The sequence below is a fragment of the Amycolatopsis sp. NPDC003861 genome (genome assembly GCF_053605405.1).
This window is the reverse complement of record NZ_JBSGJD010000067.1, coordinates 1-18,962: the sequence shown is the minus strand read 5'-3', so window position 1 is coordinate 18,962 and position 18,962 is coordinate 1. Positions and strand designations below refer to the sequence as shown.

16 protein-coding genes are annotated in these 18,962 nt (G+C 71.8%); 4 read left to right on the top strand and 12 right to left on the bottom strand.

Annotated features, from left to right (window positions below; all coding sequences use genetic code 11):
* Positions 1-164 precede the first annotated feature (164 nt).
* Entirely contained in the window at positions 165-1,163 is a 999-nt protein-coding gene (locus ACWEVN_RS18695) for a hypothetical protein (protein ID WP_003085563.1), read from the top strand.
* Positions 1,164-1,391: 228 nt separating this feature from the next.
* On the opposite strand, the gene ACWEVN_RS18690 is transcribed toward ACWEVN_RS18695, so the two are convergent.
* From ACWEVN_RS18690 to ahcY, 3 genes are all read right to left on the bottom strand, one after another.
* Complete coding sequence (locus ACWEVN_RS18690; protein ID WP_452052065.1) at positions 1,392-1,817, bottom strand: YjdF family protein; 426 nt, start codon at positions 1,815-1,817, stop codon at positions 1,392-1,394.
* A 130-nt stretch (positions 1,818-1,947) separates the two neighbouring features.
* The gene (locus ACWEVN_RS18685; RefSeq protein ID WP_452052064.1) at positions 1,948-2,289 is read right to left on the bottom strand and encodes a VOC family protein; all 342 of its coding nucleotides are present in this window, start codon (positions 2,287-2,289) and stop codon (positions 1,948-1,950) included.
* A 74-nt stretch (positions 2,290-2,363) separates the two neighbouring features.
* Positions 2,364-3,836 carry an adenosylhomocysteinase gene (ahcY, locus tag ACWEVN_RS18680; protein WP_452052063.1) on the bottom strand — a complete coding sequence of 491 codons (1,473 nt, stop codon included), beginning with the start codon at positions 3,834-3,836 and terminating at the stop codon, positions 2,364-2,366.
* 92 nt (positions 3,837-3,928) lie between these two features.
* On the opposite strand from ahcY, the gene ACWEVN_RS18675 reads away from it, so the two are divergent.
* On the top strand, positions 3,929-6,187 hold the full coding sequence (locus ACWEVN_RS18675) for a hypothetical protein (RefSeq protein WP_452052062.1): 2,259 nt from the start codon (positions 3,929-3,931) through the stop codon (positions 6,185-6,187).
* A 51-nt stretch (positions 6,188-6,238) separates the two neighbouring features.
* On the opposite strand, the gene ACWEVN_RS18670 is transcribed toward ACWEVN_RS18675, so the two are convergent.
* The 4 genes from ACWEVN_RS18670 to ACWEVN_RS18655 form a co-directional block, all read right to left on the bottom strand.
* Complete coding sequence (locus tag ACWEVN_RS18670; protein ID WP_452052061.1) at positions 6,239-6,922, bottom strand: LPXTG cell wall anchor domain-containing protein; 684 nt, start codon at positions 6,920-6,922, stop codon at positions 6,239-6,241.
* A gap of 269 nt (positions 6,923-7,191) precedes the next feature.
* On the bottom strand, positions 7,192-8,718 hold the full coding sequence (locus tag ACWEVN_RS18665) for an amino acid permease (protein ID WP_452052060.1): 1,527 nt from the start codon (positions 8,716-8,718) through the stop codon (positions 7,192-7,194).
* A gap of 88 nt (positions 8,719-8,806) precedes the next feature.
* Positions 8,807-9,724 carry a cation diffusion facilitator family transporter gene (locus ACWEVN_RS18660; protein WP_449686678.1) on the bottom strand — a complete coding sequence of 306 codons (918 nt, stop codon included), beginning with the start codon at positions 9,722-9,724 and terminating at the stop codon, positions 8,807-8,809.
* A gap of 85 nt (positions 9,725-9,809) precedes the next feature.
* Positions 9,810-10,127, bottom strand: coding sequence for a helix-turn-helix domain-containing protein (locus ACWEVN_RS18655; protein WP_449686679.1), 318 nt, complete (start codon positions 10,125-10,127; stop codon positions 9,810-9,812).
* A gap of 326 nt (positions 10,128-10,453) precedes the next feature.
* On the opposite strand from ACWEVN_RS18655, the gene ACWEVN_RS18650 reads away from it, so the two are divergent.
* Entirely contained in the window at positions 10,454-13,381 is a 2,928-nt protein-coding gene (locus ACWEVN_RS18650; protein WP_452052059.1) for a BTAD domain-containing putative transcriptional regulator, read from the top strand.
* Between the two features lie 389 nt (positions 13,382-13,770).
* On the opposite strand, the gene manA is transcribed toward ACWEVN_RS18650, so the two are convergent.
* From manA to ACWEVN_RS18625, 5 genes are all read right to left on the bottom strand, one after another.
* Complete coding sequence (gene manA, locus ACWEVN_RS18645) at positions 13,771-15,000, bottom strand: mannose-6-phosphate isomerase, class I (RefSeq protein WP_452052075.1); 1,230 nt, start codon at positions 14,998-15,000, stop codon at positions 13,771-13,773.
* A gap of 53 nt (positions 15,001-15,053) precedes the next feature.
* Positions 15,054-16,148: a hypothetical protein gene (locus ACWEVN_RS18640; RefSeq protein ID WP_452052058.1), complete on the bottom strand. Its 1,095-nt coding sequence runs from the start codon at positions 16,146-16,148 to the stop codon at positions 15,054-15,056.
* Positions 16,132-16,353: a Trm112 family protein gene (locus ACWEVN_RS18635; protein WP_410607498.1), complete on the bottom strand. Its 222-nt coding sequence runs from the start codon at positions 16,351-16,353 to the stop codon at positions 16,132-16,134. The genes ACWEVN_RS18640 and ACWEVN_RS18635 overlap by 17 nt, the downstream gene beginning before the upstream one ends.
* A gap of 86 nt (positions 16,354-16,439) precedes the next feature.
* The gene (locus tag ACWEVN_RS18630; RefSeq protein WP_449686682.1) at positions 16,440-17,795 is read right to left on the bottom strand and encodes a phosphomannomutase/phosphoglucomutase; all 1,356 of its coding nucleotides are present in this window, start codon (positions 17,793-17,795) and stop codon (positions 16,440-16,442) included.
* 80 nt (positions 17,796-17,875) lie between these two features.
* Positions 17,876-18,229 carry a DUF3499 domain-containing protein gene (locus ACWEVN_RS18625; RefSeq protein WP_033261311.1) on the bottom strand — a complete coding sequence of 118 codons (354 nt, stop codon included), beginning with the start codon at positions 18,227-18,229 and terminating at the stop codon, positions 17,876-17,878.
* Positions 18,230-18,308: 79 nt separating this feature from the next.
* On the opposite strand from ACWEVN_RS18625, the gene ACWEVN_RS18620 reads away from it, so the two are divergent.
* Entirely contained in the window at positions 18,309-18,773 is a 465-nt protein-coding gene (locus tag ACWEVN_RS18620; protein WP_103341201.1) for a metallopeptidase family protein, read from the top strand.
* The last annotated feature ends 189 nt before the right edge of the window (positions 18,774-18,962 follow it).

The following is an 18,962-nucleotide window of genomic DNA, read 5'->3' as shown; positions in this document are numbered from 1 at the left end:
CGGAGGAACGGACCGTTCCGGGGCACAGCCGGAACGCGGAACGCTCACCTCAACGAGGCCAACCACCCTGAACGGGGGTCGGCACGGCCACTCTACGCTGCTACCGTGAACGTTCCGCGGTGTTCACGCCCAGCGCACACACTGGTCGGGTGAAGGGACGAGCGGTGGCACAAGACGGGAACCTCCCACTGATCATCGATGGCGCCCGCACGACCCGGGCATCGGTCGCCGAACTGCCCAAAGAGCTGACCGAAGCGCTCCGCACGGGCGAGTTCCACCACGCGTTGCGGCTGGCGATCGCCTATCGCGGGCTCTCGCTGGCCCGGCTGCGCGCCCACCTGGCGCTGCGCGGCGTCCAAATCGGACAGTCGACGCTGAGTTACTGGCAACGCGGGCTGCGTCAGCCCGAGGTGCCGAAGGCGCTGCCCGCGGTCCGGGCCCTGGAATCGGTCCTCCAGCTGCCGGCGGACGCCCTGGTGGTGCTGATCGGGCCCCGCCTGGTCCGCCGCGGCCACCAGCCGGCGGCGTCGTTCCACGACCTGCGGTCCGGCGACATGGGCTCGATCGTCGAGGACCTGCTGGCCGAGCTGGGCGCGTACCCGTCGTCGAACCACTACAACGCGGACCTCGAGCTGCTGTCGGTCCACGACACGATCACGTTCGACGCGGAGCATCGCCAGGTCAGCCTGCGGACGCGGCTGGTGACGCGCGCACGCCGCCACGGGCCGGACCGGTACCTGACGGTGTACAACGGCGACCCGGGCTGCCGCATCGACGACGTCGAGCTGATCACGGACGAGGGCTGCCGGGTCGGGCGGATGCGCCGCAACCCGGACGCGGACACTATGGCGACGGAGCTGCTGTTCGACCGCAAGCTCGCCGAGGGCGACATCCACGTGTTCTGCTTCGAGGTCCGGGACGACTCGGGCTCGGCGTCGCCGGGGTACTACCGGATGCTGCGCGACCGGTGCGCGAGTTACCTGGTCCAGCTCCGGTTCGACCGGAACGCCCTGCCGGCCCGCTGCACCCGCCAGGTCCGCGCGCGCGACGACGCCCTCCCGGTGGTCGCGGAGGAACTCGCGTGCGACATGGGCGGGGTGAGCAGCGCGTTCTTCAGCGACGCCGGGCCGGGCCTGGCCGGCGTCGCCGTCGAGTGGAACTGAGCCGCACGGCTCGATGCCCCGCCAATCACGCAAGATGCCGCTCCAGTCACGCGTGATGCCCCGCTGGTCACGTGTGATGCCCGCTTGAGCACGGCCGGGTCGCGTTAGCTGCGAGGTCGGCTCGCGTGATTGGCGAGGCATCGCGCGTGATCAGGCACGTCACTCGCGTGATTGGCGGCGTACCTCGCGTGTCTGGAAGCGCATCTCGCGTGATTGGGTGGCATCTCGTTAGTGGCCGCGGTGTTTGGCGCGGGCCTTGGCGCGGGCCAGGGTTCGGCGGTGGGTGGCGTCGGCGGCCGCGCGGCGTTTGCGGGCCGCTTTGTTCTCGGCCGCGTGCTGGGTGACCGCGTCGCGGAGGGCGCGCTGGGCGGCCGTGCCGATTCCCGCCTCTTCCTGGGCCTTCTTCGCCAGCTTCGCGAGGCGCTTGGCGTTGAGCCGGGCCGTCGGCCGCTGCTCGGTGGGCACCGGTGGGGCCGCGCGGGCTTCATCGGCCAGGCGGGCGAAGTCGCGGCCGGCGGCGAACGCCGCCAGCTCGGCGTTGGTCGGCTCGCTGCCGAAGAGGTGGCGCGCGGCCCGGACCTGGCCGTCTTCGTGGATCTCGTAGACGCCGACCCAGAACCGGCCGTCGTGGTACAGCGTGAACACCCCGCTCATCGGGAAACCTCCAGGCGTGACGGATCAGCCTGGCGTCACCGGTTTCCCTGGACGGGACAACGAGCCCGGAGCGGACCGCCCGGACTACCCACCGGGCCGTGAGGTTCGTGAAGCCAAGAACGGCCCCAGCCTACGCCGGGCCGCCGCCGATGCCGATCTCGTTTCCCTCGGGGTCGACGTAACGCACCTTGCGGACGCCGTTCTCGTACGTCTCCCGGCCCGCCGGCTCGATGCCCCGCTCGGAGATCGCCGCGACGCGCTCGTCGAGGTCGCCGACGAACAGGACGTGCATGGCGTGCCCGGTGGCCCGCTCCGGACGCCGCTCGATGAAGACGGCGCCGTGCTCGGTGACCTCCCACAGCGCTTCGGTCGCGCTCACCACGTACGTCGGCGGCGCCCCGAAGAGCTTCTCGTACCAGGCCAGCGCCCGCTCGTAGTCGAGCACGGCGATGCCGGCCATCAGATCGACCATCACAACCCCTCGGAGCCCGCAGAACGGAAGGGCCGCCCCGAACACTTTCGAGGCGGCCCCGTCCGGCCGAGACCTCAGTACCGGTAGTGCTCCGGCTTGAACGGCCCTTCGACGTCCACGTCGATGTACTCCGCCTGCTCCTTGGTCAGCTTCGTCAGCTCCCCGCCGAGCGCCTGGAGGTGGATCTTCGCGACCTTCTCGTCGAGCTTCTTCGGCAGCCGGAAGACCTCCTTGTCGTACTCCTCGTGCTTGGTGAACAGCTCGATCTGCGCGATCACCTGGTTCGAGAAGCTGTTCGACATCACGAACGAGGGGTGCCCGGTCGCGTTGCCCAGGTTCAGCAGGCGTCCCTCGGACAGCACGATGATCGTGTTGCCGTTCGGGAACACCCACTCGTCGACCTGCGGCTTGATGTTCACCCGGCGGATGCCCGGGTACCGCGCCAGCCCGGCCATGTCGAGCTCGTTGTCGAAGTGGCCGATGTTGCCCAGGATCGCCTGGTGCTTCATCTTCGCCATGTGCTCGACCAGCACGACGTCCTTGTTGCCGGTCGTCGTGATCACGATGTCGGCCTCGGGCAGGGCGTTCTCCAGGGTGCGGACCTGGTAGCCGTCCATCGCCGCCTGCAGCGCGCAGATCGGGTCGATCTCCGTCACGATCACACGGGCGCCCTGGCCGCGCAGGGACTCCGCCGCGCCCTTGCCGACGTCGCCATAGCCGCAGACCACCGCGACCTTGCCGCCGATCAGGACGTCGGTGCCGCGGTTGATGCCGTCGATCAGGCTGTGGCGGATGCCGTAGCGGTTGTCGAACTTCGACTTCGTCACCGCGTCGTTGACGTTGATCGCCGGGAACAGCAGCTCGCCCGCCGCCGCCAGCTGGTACAGGCGCAGGACGCCGGTCGTCGTCTCCTCGGTGACGCCGCGGACGCCCTCGCCGATCTTCGTCCACTTGCCGGTGTCGGCAGCGACCGAGGTGCGCAGCAGCTCGAGGAACACGCGGAACTCGTCCGAGGTGTTCTCGTCCGGGGTCGGCACGACGCCGGCCTTCTCGAACTCGGTGCCCTTGTGCACCAGCATCGTGGCGTCACCGCCGTCGTCGAGGATCATGTTCGGGCCCTCGCCGTCCCAGGTGAGCATCCGCTCGGTGCACCACCAGTACTCCTCGAGCGACTCGCCCTTCCACGCGAACACCGGGACGCCCTTGGGCTTCTCGGTCGTGCCGTGCGGGCCGACGACGACCGCCGCGGCCGCGTGGTCCTGCGTCGAGAAGATGTTGCAGGAGGCCCAGCGCACCTCGGCACCCAGCGCCACCAGCGTCTCGATCAGCACCGCGGTCTGCACGGTCATGTGCAGCGAGCCCGAGACGCGTGCCCCGCGCAGCGGGTAGACCTCCGCGTATTCGCGCCGCAGCGCCATCAGGCCCGGCATCTCGTGCTCGGCGAGGCGGATCTCCTTGCGGCCGAACTCGGCGGCTTCGAGGTCGGCGACGGCGAACTCGATGCCGTTGCGGGTCTCGTGCCGCTTGGCAACGCTTTCGGGGGTCATAGTGGCGATTCCTCCAAGACTCGATGACACCCGAACACTACCGTTGTCCGCTCGACTGTCACTGGAACTGTTAGGAGGCCCTTACCGTGCCCATGCCCGGCCCGGACACCCGCGTCGTGGAAATCCGCGTCGCCGGGCTCGTGGGCACCAGCGGGGAGACGCTGCTCGACGCGGTGGCGACCGTCGACGTCGCCGGCGACGGCCTGGGCCGGGTGATCCGCCCGGCCGACCGGCTGCGCCGCCCGGCACCCGGGCCGGTGCTGCCCGCGCTGGGCCGGTCGATCCCGCGGACCCTCGAGGGTTACCTCTGGCACGGCATGACGTCGGGTGGCGCGGCGAAGGCCACCTGGGCCCTGCTGTTCCCGTTCTCCCTGGCCAACGTCGCCTTCTGGATGTTGCCGCCGGTCCCGCCGGACAGCCGTCTCGCGCGCGTCCTCGGCGCCGTCTGCCGCGGCCTGCTGCGCGTGGGTGCCCTGCTGCTGACGATGCTGCTGATGGGTCAGCTCGCCGCGATCGCGCTCGACCTCTTCGCCGCGCAGTGCCTCGCGCCCGGCTCGGGCTGCCTGCCGGTGGTCCCGGACGTCCTCCGCACGACGGCCGCCCGGATCGCCGTCGGCGTGCTGCCGCTGCTGGTCGTGATCTTCGTCCTGCACCGGATTTCCAGCGCGACCTGGGCGGTGCACGCCGACGGCGACCTCACCGGCGGCCCGTTGCGGATGCGCGCCGACCCGGAGACGCGGGCGCTGCGCTGCCTGCACACCGTCGCGGCGCTGGCCTCGGTCGCGCTGCTGCTGCTCGGCGGGCCGTTCCGCGTGCCGGGCGACAGCGTCGGCCTCGTCGTCTGGATCGTCACCCTCGCCGTGGTGCTCGCCACCATCGTCGCCGCCGCGATCGGTGTCGACACCGGCCGGTTCGCCCGGCCCGGCGTGCTCGCCTTCGCGACGCTGCTGGTCGTGGTCGCCGCCGTGCGGCTCAGGCCGGGTACGGGCCCGCTGCCCGGCACGAACGGCGTCGTCGAAGGCCTCGGCGCGGCCCTGGTCGCCGTCACCGTGCTGTTCGCGCTGTTCCTCGCCCCGGCGGCGCTGCTGGCCCGGCCCGGCTGGAAGCACAAGCCGCAGCGGCTGCGGCCGTGGATGGGCGGCTGGGCGGCCGCGCCGGTGCTCGCGCTGGCCGGCCTGCTCGGCGGCGGCTTCGGGGCCGGGCTCGCCGAGGCGCTCCGGCGCCTGTCCGGGGCGGAGCATCTGAAGGTGCCGGACACGTACCTGCTGGTCACCGTCCTGTGGGGCGCGGGGCTGGCTGTGGCCGCGGTGCTCGGCGTAGCGGGCTTCGCGGTCGCCGTCCCGCTGCGGCGGCTGCGGCGGGGCATCCCCGAGATCGTGGCCCTGATGGAGCACGACGAACGGCAGGAGGCGCAGGCCGCGGCGGCCTGGGCGCGGTCGGCGTGGGAACGGCGGCACCTGCACCACCTGGCGCTGGCCGTCGCGAGCGCGATGTCCGCGGGCGGTGCGGCCCTGCTGGTGCTGCGGTTCGGGTTCGGGCAGGTCCCGGGCTGGTTCAAGCCGCTGTCCGCAATCGGCGTGGTCGCGCTCGGCGCGCTGGCCGCGGGCCTGCTGCGTGTGGTCTACACGGCCGCGCGCACGCCGCAGCGCAGCCGTCACCTCGGTGCGCTGGCCGACCTGGTCTGCTTCTGGCCGCGGGCCGCACACCCGACGGTCCCGCCCTGCTACGCGCTGAAGGTCGTGCCGGAACTGGCCGCCCGGGCCCGCGAACACCTCGCCGAACCCGGTACACGCGTGGTGCTTTCCGGCTACAACCTCGGCAGCCTGCTCACGATCATGGCCGCCGCCCGGCTGGCGGCCGAGCTGCCGGAGGCGGACCTCGAACGCGTCGGCGTCCTGACCGCCGGCTCGCCGTTGCAGTGGGGCTACCAGCGCGCCTTCCCCGCGTTGCTGCCGCAGGAAGCGCTGGAGCGGCTCTTCGCCGACCTCGACGGCCGCTGGCGGGCCCTGTGCCGCGGCACCGACATCTTCGGCGGCGGCGTGACGACCTGGCGGCACTCGGTCGCCGACCGGCGGCTGCACGGCGTCGGGTTCCTCCCGGAGGGCGGCTTCGGCCCGGTCTCGGCGACGGCCGACGGGACCGGCGTCCTGATCCTCGGCGGCGACCACTGGCTGCCGGACCCGCTGCGCGGCCCGACCGGGCGGCACCGCTGGGCGCCGGGGGTGCTCAAGCACCAGGACTACGTGGTGGACGCCGAATGGGACCACGCCGTCGCGATGGCCGCCGGCCTCGGCAAGCCGTCCTGGGGCGAGCAGGGCTCGCTGTTCGGGGACTTCCCCCCGAAACGGTGAAGGCCCCTCGCGCGCGGAGCGAGGGGCCTTCGACCGGGGACTAGCTCAGCTTCACTCGGAAGCCTTGCGGCGGAACTTCAGCAGCGCGAGCAGGCCACCACCGGCGGCGAGCAGCAGCGCGCCGACCCAGATCAGCCAGCTGTTGTCGAAACCGGTGTTGGCCAGGCCGCCACCGGTGCCCGACTCGTTGCCCGCCGGGACGACGGCCGGAGCGGTGGAGCTGGTCGGCGACACCGAGGTGTCCGAGGTCGCCGGGGTGCTCGGCTTCGTGGTCTCGGTCGACGGCGCCGGCCGGGTCGGCTTGGTCGTCGGGGTCGTGGGCTGGGTCGGCTTGGTGGTCTTCGAGCCGCACAGGAACCACTTGTCGATCTTCGGCTGGCTGCCGTTGTAGTTGAACGGCGCACGAAGGTCGTTCCACGGGGCGTTCTTGTCGAGCTTCTTGCCCGGCGTGTAGTCGTTGAAGCCGTCGTCGCCGCCGACCACGACGATGCGGGTGACGGTGACGCCCTCGTTGACCGACTTGATGTTCAGCCGGGTGTTGTTCTTCGTCAGCTCGAAGACAACGTCCTTCTGGTCGAGGACCTTGCCATCGGCGCACGGGGTCGGCTTGCCCGGCGTCGGGTGGGGACGGTTGTCGTCGCTGTAGCAGGCGAGAGCGGAACCGGCGGTCCCGATCAGGGCGGCGGTGGTGAGCGCCATGACCGCAACGGCGCCGCGGAAGGAACGTCTGCGCATGAGTTCTCCAGTACCGAACGGGGGAGGAACGGCAAAATCGGGGGACCGCATGCCACTGCGCGTGGGAATCACGCGGCTGTAATTCACCCGTCAGTGGCACACGAAGGATCGAAAGGTATCGCACGTCACGCACCCGCTTACACGGGGTCCCCCTTTGCGCACAAATCGCAAGATCGTCTTGATCAAGTCGTAACCTCGCATAACGCAACCAAATGCAAAAAGCCCCGCCGACCTGGGCGTCCAGGAGGGCGGGGCTTTTTCTGCGCAAGTCAGGCTTCGGGTGCCTTCACGGGTTCGTCGAGCCCTTCGGCCTGCCGCTTGCCGAGCAGCGAATGCCGGCGGCTGTAGCCGAAGTAGAGCACCACCCCGACCACCATCCAGGCGATGAACCGCAGCCAGGTCAGCACGGTCAGGTTCAGCATCAGCCACAGGCAGGCAAGGATGGCCAGGATCGGGATCAGCGGCACCAGCGGCACCTTGAACGCCCGGGGCAGCTCCGGCCGCGTCCGGCGCAGCACCAGCACCCCGGCCGAGACGAGCACGAACGCGAAGAGCGTGCCGACGTTCACCATTTCTTCGAGCTTGTCCGCCGGGAAGAACCCGGCCGCGAGCGCGACCAGCCCGCCGACGATGAGCGTCGCGCGCTTCGGCGTGCCGTGTTCACCGGTCTTCGCCAGGCCGCGCGGCATCAGGCCGTCCCGGGACATCGCGAAGATGATCCGGACCTGGCCCAGCATGAGCACCATGACGACGGTGGTCAGGCCGGCCAGCGCGCCGAAGGAAATGATGTTGGCGGCCCAGTCGACGCCGTTCGCGGAGAACGCCGTCGCGAGGGTCTTGTGGCTGCCGTCGCCCGCCTTGGTCGCGAGGTCCTTGTACGACGTCATGCCGACGACCACCAGCGACACCGCGACGTACAGGACGGTCACGATGGCCAGCGAGCCCATGATCCCGCGCGGCACGGCCTTCTGCGGGTTCCGGGTCTCCTCCGCGGTGGTCGCGACGATGTCGAAGCCGATGAAGGCGAAGAACACCAGCGAAGCGCCGGCCAGCAGGCCGAAGACGCCGAACGAGCTGCTCGCGCCGCCCGCGATCAGCGAGAACAGCGACTGGTCGACCCCGGTCTGGCCGGCCCCGCCGGTCTCGCCCGGCGGGATGTACGGCGTGTAGTTGGCGCCCTTGATGTAGAAGAGGCCGAGGATGATCACGAACAGCACCACGGCGACCTTGATCCCGGTGATCACCATCGAGACCCGCGAGGACAGCTTCGTCCCGACCGCCAGCAGGACCGTCAGGATCGCCACGACGAGCAGCGCACCCCAGTCGACGGTGACGCTACCGATGTCGAACGTCGTCTTCGTGCCCTTGCCGAAGAGGTAGCCGAGCACCGTCTCGAGGTACACCGACCAGCCCTTGGACACCGCGGCGGCGCCGACGGCGAGCTCGAGGATCAGGTCCCAGCCGATGATCCACGCCATGAACTCGCCGAAGGTGGCGTAGGAGAACGTGTACGCGCTGCCCGCGACCGGCACGGTCGAGGCGAACTCGGCGTAGCACAACGCCGCCAGCGCGCAGGCGATCGCCGCGAAGACGAAGGCCAGCGACACCGAGGGCCCGGCGTAGTCACCCGCCGTCCGCGCGGTCAGCGTGAAGATGCCGGCACCGATGACCACGGCGACGCCGAAGACCGTGAGGTCCCACGCGCTCAGGTTCCGCCGGAGCTTGGTGTCCGGCTCGTCGGTGTCCGCAATGGACTGTTCGATCGATTTAGTGCGCCACAATCCCGTTCCGGGCACCGTTGACCTCCTGCGGCTGGCCTGCATGTATCGCAGTAGGTCACCCTATCGGGTCAGGTGCGTGACGGCTCGCCGAAGACTGATCCGGCTACCGCGCAAGACTGCGGTCGAGGTCCGGTTCGAGGTAGATCAGCTTGGCCACCGGCACCTTGGCGCGGACGCGGGCCTCGGCGTCGTCGATGGCCGTCGCCACCTCGGCCGTGTCGAGCCCCGGCACCAGCGCCAGCTTCGCCGCGACGAGCAGCTCGTCCGGGCCCAGGTACTGGGTGCGGATGTGGATGACGCGCTCGACCTTGCCCGCGGCGAGCTCGTCGACGATCGTCGCGAGGACGCCCTCGTTGGCGCCTTCGCCGATGAGCAGGCTCTTCATCTCGATGATCAGGATGATCGCGATGACGCCGAGCAGCGCGCCGATCGCCAGGGTGCCGACACCGTCCCAGACCGGGTCGCCGGTGACGACCGAGAGCCCGACACCCAGGAGCGCGAAGACCAGGCCGAGCAGCGCGCCGGCGTCCTCGAGCAGCACCACCGGCAGCTCGGGCTCCTTGGCCTGGCGGATGAAGCCCCACCAGCTCGCGTCGCCCTTGATCTTCTTCGACTCGCCGACGGCGGTGTAGAAGCTGTAGCCCTCCAGGGCGACCGCGACCACCAGGATGATCACGGCGACGATCGGCGATTCGAGCGGCTCCGGGTGGCCGATCTTGTGGATGCCTTCGTAGATCGCGAAAGCCGAGCCGAGCGTGAAGAGCATCAGCGCGACGATGAAGGAGTAGAAATACCGGTCGCGGCCGTAGCCGAACGGGTGCTCCTTGTCCGCTTCCCGCTTCGACGTCTTCTGGCCGAGCAGCAGCAGGCCCTGGTTCGTGGTGTCGGCCAGCGAGTGCACGGACTCGGCCAGCATCGACGACGACCCCGTGACGAGGAAGCCGACGAACTTCGCCGCCGCGATCCCGGCGTTCGCCCCGAGTGCCGCGAGGATCGCCTTGGTTCCGCCTCCAGCTGACACGACCGCTCCCCTGGTAGGTCCTGAAATGTCCGGGTGGAGCCTAATGGGGCCGGTCCCGTCCGGTCGTCACCGGCCGGAGAATCGCTCAGGCGATGGCGGCGATGTCACCGTCCTCGAAGTAGATCGCCTGGTGCAGGCGCCCGCCCAAAGCAACGGCATAGCGGGCGAGTACCTCCAGGCCGGAGATCTTGCCCTGTTCGATCTGGGACACCCGTCCCTTGGTGACGCCCATCCGCTCGGCCAGCTGTTGCTGGGTCAGGCCGCGACCCCGGCGGATCTCGGCGAGGCGATGGCCTTGGACCACGGCGAGCAGCTCCTGCTTGCCCGCCTCGACCGCTTCCTCGCCGCCGGCTCGCTCGACATGCGTCGCGCGGACATCCTTCCAACGCGTGTAGCCCGTCATGGTCGGCCCTCCTTTGCCTGGCGTTCCTTCGGATAGCGCTCGTACCGATCCTCGGCCGGCGGCCGCAACTCCTTCAGATTTCGGCTCCGAAACCCGACGATCGTGTCTACCAGCGGCCACCCGGGCCCGGGCCACTTCGGCCGGCGCGTCGAGCGATGCCAAGCGCGCCGGTCGGCCGCCGTCGGGCCGGATTCTCGCTGCGCGTTCGCCCAGCCCGGCGCCAATCCGCTCGGCCGGGCTCCGATCGCCGGGCACCGCGGCCGCCGGTTCTGTCGTACCCCTTCGCTACCGTGGTTTTTCCTGTTGGCCTCACCCGGGAAGGTGACATGGCGCACTTCGCCGTGCTCGGTCCGCTCGCCGTGGAAAGCCCGCCGGGCCGGTGGGCGGTCCTGCGCGGTGAGCGGCAGCGCACGCTGCTGGCCGTGCTGCTGCTCAACGCCGGGCGGCCGGTCCCCGTCGACGTGCTCGTCGAGGCGCTGTGGCCGGACGGGCCGCCCAAGTCGTACACGTCCAACCTGCACACCTACCTCTCGCGGCTGCGCGAGCGGATCGAGGGCCTGCGCGTCGAGCACGGCCCGGCCGGCTACCGGCTGGACGTCGAGCCGGCGGAACTCGACCTGCTCGTCTTCCGGTCCGCCGTCGCCGAGGGGCGGCGGACCGCGGACCCGGTGGCCGCCGCCGGGCACTACCGGCGGGCGCTCGCGCTGTGGCGGGGGCCGGTGCTGGCCGGGCTGCACGTGCCGCGGCTCGACGCCGACATCGCCCGGCTGGAGTCCGAGCGGCTGGCCGTGTTCGAGGACTGCGTCGACGCGGAGCTGACCGCCGGGCGGCACGGCGAGCTCACCGGCGAGCTGCAGGCCATGATCACCGAGCACCCGCTGCGCGAACGGCTGGCCGCGCAGCTGATGATCGCGCTGCACCGGGCCGGCCAGCAGGGCAGCGCGCTGGAGGTCTACCGGCGGCTGCGGACCACGCTGATCGAGGAACTCGGCGTCGAGCCCGGCGCGGAGGCCCGCCGGGTGCACGCGGCCGTCCTGCGCGGCGAGGACCCGGTGCCGCGGCTGCCGCCCGCCGTGTGGCCGGTGTGCCAGCTTCCGCCGGACATCGGGGACTTCACCGGCCGCGACACCGAGCTGGCGGAGCTGACCGGTGTGCTCGGATCCGGCATCGGCGTCCCGGTCGCGGTGCTCAGCGGCGAGCCGGGAGCGGGCAAGAGCACCCTCGCCGTGCGGGCCGCGCATCGGCTGCGCGCGCGGTTCCCGGACGGCCAGCTGTACGTACCGCTGGCGGGGCGGGACATCGGGGAGGTGCTGGCCGACCTGCTGCGTGCGCTGGGCGTCCCCGGCCCGGCGGTGCCGGACGACGTCCGGGCGCGCGCGGCGGTGTTCCGCGGCCGGCTCACCGATCGGCGGGTGCTGGTGGTGCTCGACGACGCCGTCGACCCTGAGCACGTCCGCACGCTATTGCCGGGCACGCCGGGTTGCGCGGTGCTCGTCACGAGCCGGCGGCGGCTGAGCGGGCTGGCCGGCGCCCACCGGCTGCCCCTCGGCCCCCTGTCCGGCGCGGACGCCGCCGAGCTGCTGCACCACCTGGCCGGGGCGCGGGTGAACCGGGAGCGTGCCGAGGCCGAGCGGATCATCACCGCGTGCGCGCGGCTGCCGCTGGCGCTGCGGATCGCGGGCAGCAGGCTGGCCATCCGCCCGCACCTGCGGCTCGGCGAGCTGGCCGGCCGGCTGGAGGACGAGGTCCGCAGGCTCGACGAGCTGACCGTGAGCGATCTCGCCGTCCGGAGCAGCATCGCGCTGAGCTACGAGGCTTTGCGGCCGCCCGCGCAGCGAGCGTTCCGGCTGCTCGGGCGCTGCCGCCTCGCCGACCTGCCGGCGTGGGCGGTCACCACCCTGGTCGACGACCCGGATGAGGCCGTCGAAGAGCTCGTCGAGGCAAGCCTGCTGGAGGCGCGCGGAGCGGACCAGACGGGCGAGGGTCGTTACCGGATGCACGACCTCGTCCGGCTGTACGCGGCGGAGCTCGACGACCCGGCGCCCAGCGAAGGTCTCCGCACGGTCCTGGCGGCCACGCTCGCGCTCGCCGACGAGGCGGCGGCCCGGTTGCCGCGCACGGTGCCGATGCCGCCCCCGGCTCCCGGGCCGCCCGCACAGCCGTTGCCGGATTCGCTGGTGGAGCGGCTGCTGGCGCGTCCGGACGACTGGTTCGCCGCCGAGCGCGCGAACCTGGTGCTGCTGATCGGCACGCTCGGCCCGCGGGACGCCCTGCTGCTGCTCGACCGCCTCGGCGTCTACCTGTACCTGCACGGCCAGTACGCCGACATGCGCGCGGCGTACGAGTCGGTGTCGGCCGCGGATCCCCCGCTGGCAACGGTGGCGGAGGCGACGCTGACCCTGCTGCGGCACGCGCGCGGCGAGTACGAGGAGGCGGCGGTCCGTTACCGGGCGTGCGCCAAGGAGCTGGAGTCCGCGGGCGATCGCCGCACGCACGCATGGGTGTCGGCGAACCTGGCGCACTGCTTGATCGGCTTGGGCCGCGCGGAGGAGGCCCTGGAGACGGCGGCCCACGCCCACGAACTGTTCACAGTGGACGGTACCGCGGCCGAACTCGGCTGGGTCCGGGCGGCGGAGTCGGCGGCGTTGCTGCGGCTGGGCCGGATTTCCGACGCCCACGAGGTCGACCGAGCGGCACTGGCGGCGGCTCGTTCGTCCGGCGACGCCCGGGTGATCGGCGAGGCCCTGCACGGGTTCGCGTGGTCATCGCTGCTGACGGGCGACGACGCGGGCGCGCTGGCGGCAATCGCGGAGTCGGTGGAGCTGCTGCGCGGAACGATGGCGCGTTCGGCACTGGCGAAGTCGTTGCGCACACACGGCGCAATCTCGGCGGCAACCGGACTGCGGGACAACGCAACGGCGGCGTTCGAGGAGGCCCGCGAGCTGGCACGAGAGCTGGACGAGAGGCCGAGAGAGCTGTCGTGCACCCGAGCCCTGGCGGCGGCTTGGATCGGCGAGGGACGGGCGGCGCAGGCGATCCCGGTGCTGCGAGCGTGCTTGGACGAGTTCCGCGAGATGGGCGGAAGGGCGGCAACGGGCCTGACGTGGCTGGTGCTGCACCGGGCGTACTTGGCGACCGGGGATGCACCGGCGGCTGCGGCCGCGGCAACGGAGGCGGCGGAGCTCCTGAACCCCCGCGACGCCAGCGCGGCCGCCTTGAGACGAGCGCTGTTGGCCCTGACCGAGCCGGCTTAGCGGCGCGGCCTGGCTGGACCCGGCCCGCCTTCTCGCCGAGCCGACCTGACGGGCTGCCACGGGCGAGACGGGGTGGTGCTGCCCCCTCACCGCACCACCCGTCTCGCCGCGGCCTGCCGGGGGTGGCCCTCCTGGCGGGCGGCCGCTCCCCTCGACCCCCTGCCGGGTGCCGCCCCCTCGCAGCACCCTCCCAGCCAGGTGGGCCACCGAAGTGGTGCCGCCCCCTCGCGGCACCACCTTCAGCCCACGGACGCCGGGCGTACCCGACCGGCGCCACCCCCAGCGGACCCGGCGGCGCGCATCAGCGCACCAGGGTCCCCCCTTGGTGTTGATCGTGGCGGAGGCCGCCACACGGAACGCACACAGAAAAGGCCAGCCTCGAACTTGGGTCAGTCCTCGCAGGTGCCCGCCGTCGCGCGGAAGAACTGGGCTCGCTCTCCGCCCGTCGCGCGGATCCGGACCGGTGGGTCCGCCGCCGGGAGCCATACCGACTGGCCCCGCCTCAGCTCGACCTTCTCGCCGTCGTCCGCCGTCACCAGCAGGGCTCCCGCCGTGCACAGCAGGATCTGGGGGCCGACGCTGTCGACCGAAATCTCGTCGTCCTGGCCGGCCGGCCACTCCACGCGGGACAGCTCGAACTCCGGTGCGTCCGTGCGGTACACCGCCATCCGGCCACCCACGTCGCCGCACTGGACCGGCATCTCGCCGCACGCGAAATCCACCACGCGCAGGAGCTCCGGGACGTCCACGTGCTTCGGCGTCAGACCACACCTCAGAATGTTGTCCGAGTTCGCCAAGATCTCCACGGCCGTCCCGTGGAGGTACAGGTGCAGGTTGCCCGCCGGCAGGTAGATCGCCTCGCCCGCGCGCAGCGTCAAGCGGTTCAGCAGCAACGCCGCCAGCACGCCGGCGTCGCGCGGGTGGGCCTCGCCCAGCTCCAGGATCGTCCGGCACTCGACCGCGAACTCGCCGTGCTCCTGGACGTGCCGGACGCACGCGTCGAGCACCTCCGGCAGCAGCGAATCCAGCGACGCCTGCGGCAGCGTGATCCACGTCGTGAACAGCGCACGCAGCCCGGACGGGTCCGGCTGGGCCTCCAGCAGCCCGGTGTACTTCGCCAGCCCCGGCGTCTCGATCGCCTTCAGCAGCTTCACCGTCCGGTCCGGCGCCCGGAACCCCGCCAGCGCGTGGAACTCCGTCAGCGCGCAGACCAGCTCCGGCTTCGCCGTCGGATCCGGGTAGTTGCGGTTCGCCGCGTCCCTCGGAATCCCGAGCTGCTCCTCGCGGGCGTGCCCCTCCGCGGCCTGGGCCGCCGACGGATGCGCCTGCATCGACAGCGGCTCCTCCGCCGCGAGGATCTTCAACAGGAACGGGAGCCGCCCGCCCCACCGCTTCGCGCAGCGCTCGCCGAGCTGGGTCACCGGGTCGGCGTCCACCAGCTCGAGCAGGCTCCGCTCGGTCCCGTCGGGGCCGATGACGTGCGACGGGTCACCCGGGTGGGCACCCATCCACAGCTCGGCCTCGGGGTGCGGCGCGGGTACCGGACGGCCCAGCAGCTCGGGGATCGCCGTCCGCGATCCCCAGGCGTAGGGCCGCACCGCATTGCGCAGCAGCTCCACTGTCACCTCAACTCCACTCCTTCGGCACCGGCCACGCCGGTGCTAGGCGGCTCTCACGCCGTCGCGGGCGCGAAGCGACCCGCGCCGCCGATGCTGCCCGCCGCCAGCCCGAGATAGACCGCCGCCAGTTCGAACCGCAGTGCCAGCACCGCGGCCCGCACGATTTCGTCGGCCTCGATCTCCTCGGCCGGCGCGATGACGTCCGCACCCGGCAGCAGATCCTCGGCCTGGTAGCGCGCCGCGTCCGTGGCCGGACCGGTCCGCACCGAGAGCAGCAGCACCCGGGTGGGGATGTCACCAGAGGGATCGTCCGGATCGGCGAAGATGTCACGCTCCGCGCCACCTGATTGCGCTGCCCGCCGCAATGCGGGACGCGCCAGGGCCTGACGATAGTCCTCGACGTCGCACACCGTGGCCGCGTGGGCGGCGAATGCGTGCGCAGCGTGTTCGCCGACGGCGACCGCGACCGGGTCCAGCCCCCACAGCAGGGGCACGCGGTCGGCGACGCGCAGCGCCAGCGCCTTGGCCGGGTTCGCGAACGACTCCCGGGCCAGGTAGTCCTTCTCGGCTTCGAGGTCCAGCTGGTCGGCCAGCACCTGGACGTCGGAGATCAGCAGGCCCAGCGCGTTCGCGGTGAGCAGCCCGGCGGCCAGGCCGCGTGGGAACGCCAGCTCCGGCGGCACCGGGATCCGCGGCGCCAGCAGGATGCCCTTGCCGGCCACGGCGGCCGCCACCGGGCCGTCCGACGGCGCCGAAAGCACCACCGAGGCGCCGTAGCGGGCGGCGCGCTCCAGCGACGCGGCGAGTTCCCGGTCACCCGGGTCGTCGGTGTGCGCGAACACGACGTCGAGCGCGCCGATCCAGCTCGGCACCACCTCGGCGGTGACCACCGGAACCGGGCACGAGGGCGCCAGCAGCGCGGCCAGCAGCCGCGTGAGCGTGCGGCTCACCCCCGGCCGGTCGATCAGCACGACGGCGCGCGGGCGGCCCATGTCGAGCCGCTCGGACAGCTCCAGTTCCGCGGCGAGCTCGGCGGTCGCCCGCACCTGGGCGCCCGCCATCGCGGCAGCCCGGAGCAACCCCGCGCTGTCGGCCTCGGCCAGGCGCGCGGGGTCGTCGAGCAACGAGTCGTCAAGCACTGTCGGCATCGGAATTTCCGCTGTCACCCGGCAGGGTCGCTTCGTCGAGCAGCAGCACCGGAATGCCGTCACGGACCGGGTACACCCGGCCGCACTCCGTGCACGTCAGCGCGTCGGCCTCGGGGTCGTCCGGGGCGCCCGGCCGGAGCGGGGCGTGATCGGGCGACGGGCACGCCAGGATCTCGAGGAGCTGGGCGTCGAGCGTGATGGCCATGGTTCCTCCATACCACGCGAGAAGGTGTGGTGAAGGGCACTTCAAGGACACAGTTCGGCCCCGCGGCCGCCCTTCACCGTGGACGGTCAGTTGCGGATGATCGCGAGTACTTCGTCCACCAGCCCCTGCACGGCTTCGGCGTTCGCGGCCTCGACGTTCAGCCGGAGCAGCGGTTCGGTGTTCGACGGGCGCAGGTTGAACCAGGCGCCGCCCGGCAGCTGCACGGTCAGGCCGTCCAGCTCGTCGATCTCGACGCCGGAGCGGGTGCCGAAGGTGTCCTTGACCGCCATCATCTTCGCGACCTGGTCGTCGACCGTGGAGTTGATCTCCCCCGAGGCCGCGTAGCGGGAGTACGCGCTGGTCAGGTCGCTCAGCGGGCCGGTCTGCTCGCCGAGCGCGGCGAGGACGTGCAGCGCCGCCAGCATGCCGGTGTCGGCGCGCCAGAAGTCGCGGAAGTAGTAGTGCGCGGAGTGCTCGCCGCCGAAGATGGCGCCGGTCTTGGCCATCTCGGCCTTGATGAACGAGTGCCCGACGCGGGTGCGGACCGGCTTGCCGCCGTGCTCGGCGACGATCTCCGGCACGCCCTTGGACGTGATCAGGTTGTGGATGATCGTGCCGCCCGGGTCCTTGGCCAGCTCGCGGACGGCGACCAGCGCGGTGATCGCGCTCGGCGAAACCGGCTCGCCGCGCTCGTCGACGATGAAGCAGCGGTCGGCGTCGCCGTCGAAGGCCACGCCGGCGTCGGCGCCGACCTCGCGGACCTTCGCCTGCAGGTCGACGATGTTCGCCGGGTCGAGCGGGTTGGCCTCGTGGTTCGGGAAGGTGCCGTCGAGCTCGAAGTACATCGGCACGACGTCGATCGGCAGCCCCTCGAACACGGTCGGGACGGTGTGCCCGCCCATGCCGTTCCCGGCGTCGACCACGATCTTCAGCGGCCGGCTGCCGGACAGGTCGACGAGGTTGCGCAGGTAGGCGGCGTAGTCGGCGAGGACGTCCCGCTCGGTGATCGAGCCGCGCTGGCCCTCGAACCCGGGCACGCCCTGCTCGACGGTGTCGCGGATCTCGGCGAGCCCGGTGTCCTGCCCGACCGGCGACGCGCCCGCGCGGCACATCTTGATGCCGTTGTACTTGGCCGGGTTGTGGCTGGCGGTGAACATCGCGCCCGGCATGTTCAGCGAGCCCGAGGCGAAGTACAGCTGGTCGGTGCTGGCCAGCCCGATGCTGACCACGTCGAGGCCCTGCGAGGTGACGCCCTCGGCGAACGCGGCCGCCAGGGCCGGCGAGGAGTCACGCATGTCGTGGCCGATCACCACCGAGGGTGCTTCCGGCTTGATGAGCAGGGCGAACGCGGCGCCGAAGTCGCGGACGAGGTCCGCGTCGAGCTGCTCGCCGACCACGCCGCGAATGTCGTAGGCCTTCACGATGCCCGAAAGGTCTGGCACGCCGTCTCCCCGCGAATAGTCGTCCCGGCGCCCGCTGCGCCGCGCGGAAAGCCTACCGGCGGGGTGAGTGGGTTACGCGTTCAGGCGCGGCCGGGGAGGACGCGCAGGTGGCCGCGGCGCCCGGACGGGCCCTCCGGCTCGGGCGCGGGAGCGGGTTTGTCGGACCGCCCGGCCTCCCGCACGGCCTCGGCCAGCGCGGTCAGTTCGTCGGCCGACGGGTCCGGAGCGGCAAAGGCGCCTTCGTGCCGGACGACTTCCCAGCCCTTGGGGACGGTCAGCCGCAGCGCGTGGGCTTCGCAGAGGTCGTACGAGTGGGGCTCGGAGGCGGTGGCCAGCGGGCCGACGACGGCGGTGGAGTCGCTGTACGCATACGTCAGCGTGGCCACAGCTGGCTCGAGACAGCCAGTACGCGAACACTTCCGTACGCTCCGCACGAAACGAAACGATAGCGCGTCACCGCAAGCCTGGAGGAGCGACACGCGCTGGGACGTGCGGACCGCATAGACTTCGGGCGTGGCGACGGCACGTGATTACCGACAGCGGCGGCGCTCGCGACGGGACCGGCACGGCCGGGGCCTGCGCGGGACGCTGTATCCGGCAACCCTGCCCGCCGCCGCGAGCCGCGCGGAGAGGTTCGACGCACTGGTGCTCGACGCACTGGAGCCGATCGAGGCCCGCTGGCGCCACGAGCTGACGAAGCTGGACGTGGCGGTCGACGACGTACCGGAGATCCGCGAGAACGGCCACTCACCGGCGGATGGGGTGCTCCACGACGGAGCGGTGCCGCTGTCGAGGCTGGTCCCGGCGGGGGTGGACCGGACGGGCTTGCCGACGCGGGCGCGGATCGTGCTGTACCGGCGGCCGCTGGAGGCACGGGCGAAGGACCCGTCGGAGCTGGCCGAGCTGGTGCACGACGTGCTGGTGGAGCAGGTGGCGGGGTACCTCGGGGTGGAGCCGGACGTCATCGAGGGTGAGTAGGCCGCCGGTGCTGCGAACTGACGGCCGGAGGCACAAGCCGGCCACGGCATAACCACGCGCGGACCGGCGGCCGGGAGCGCAATGAGACCAACGACGTCACCAGACCTCCCCCGCCCCTCATCCCAGCCATCCCTTCAGTCGGCGACCGGGTGTGTCAAGGCACGCTTTCCCGCCTTGACACACCCGGGC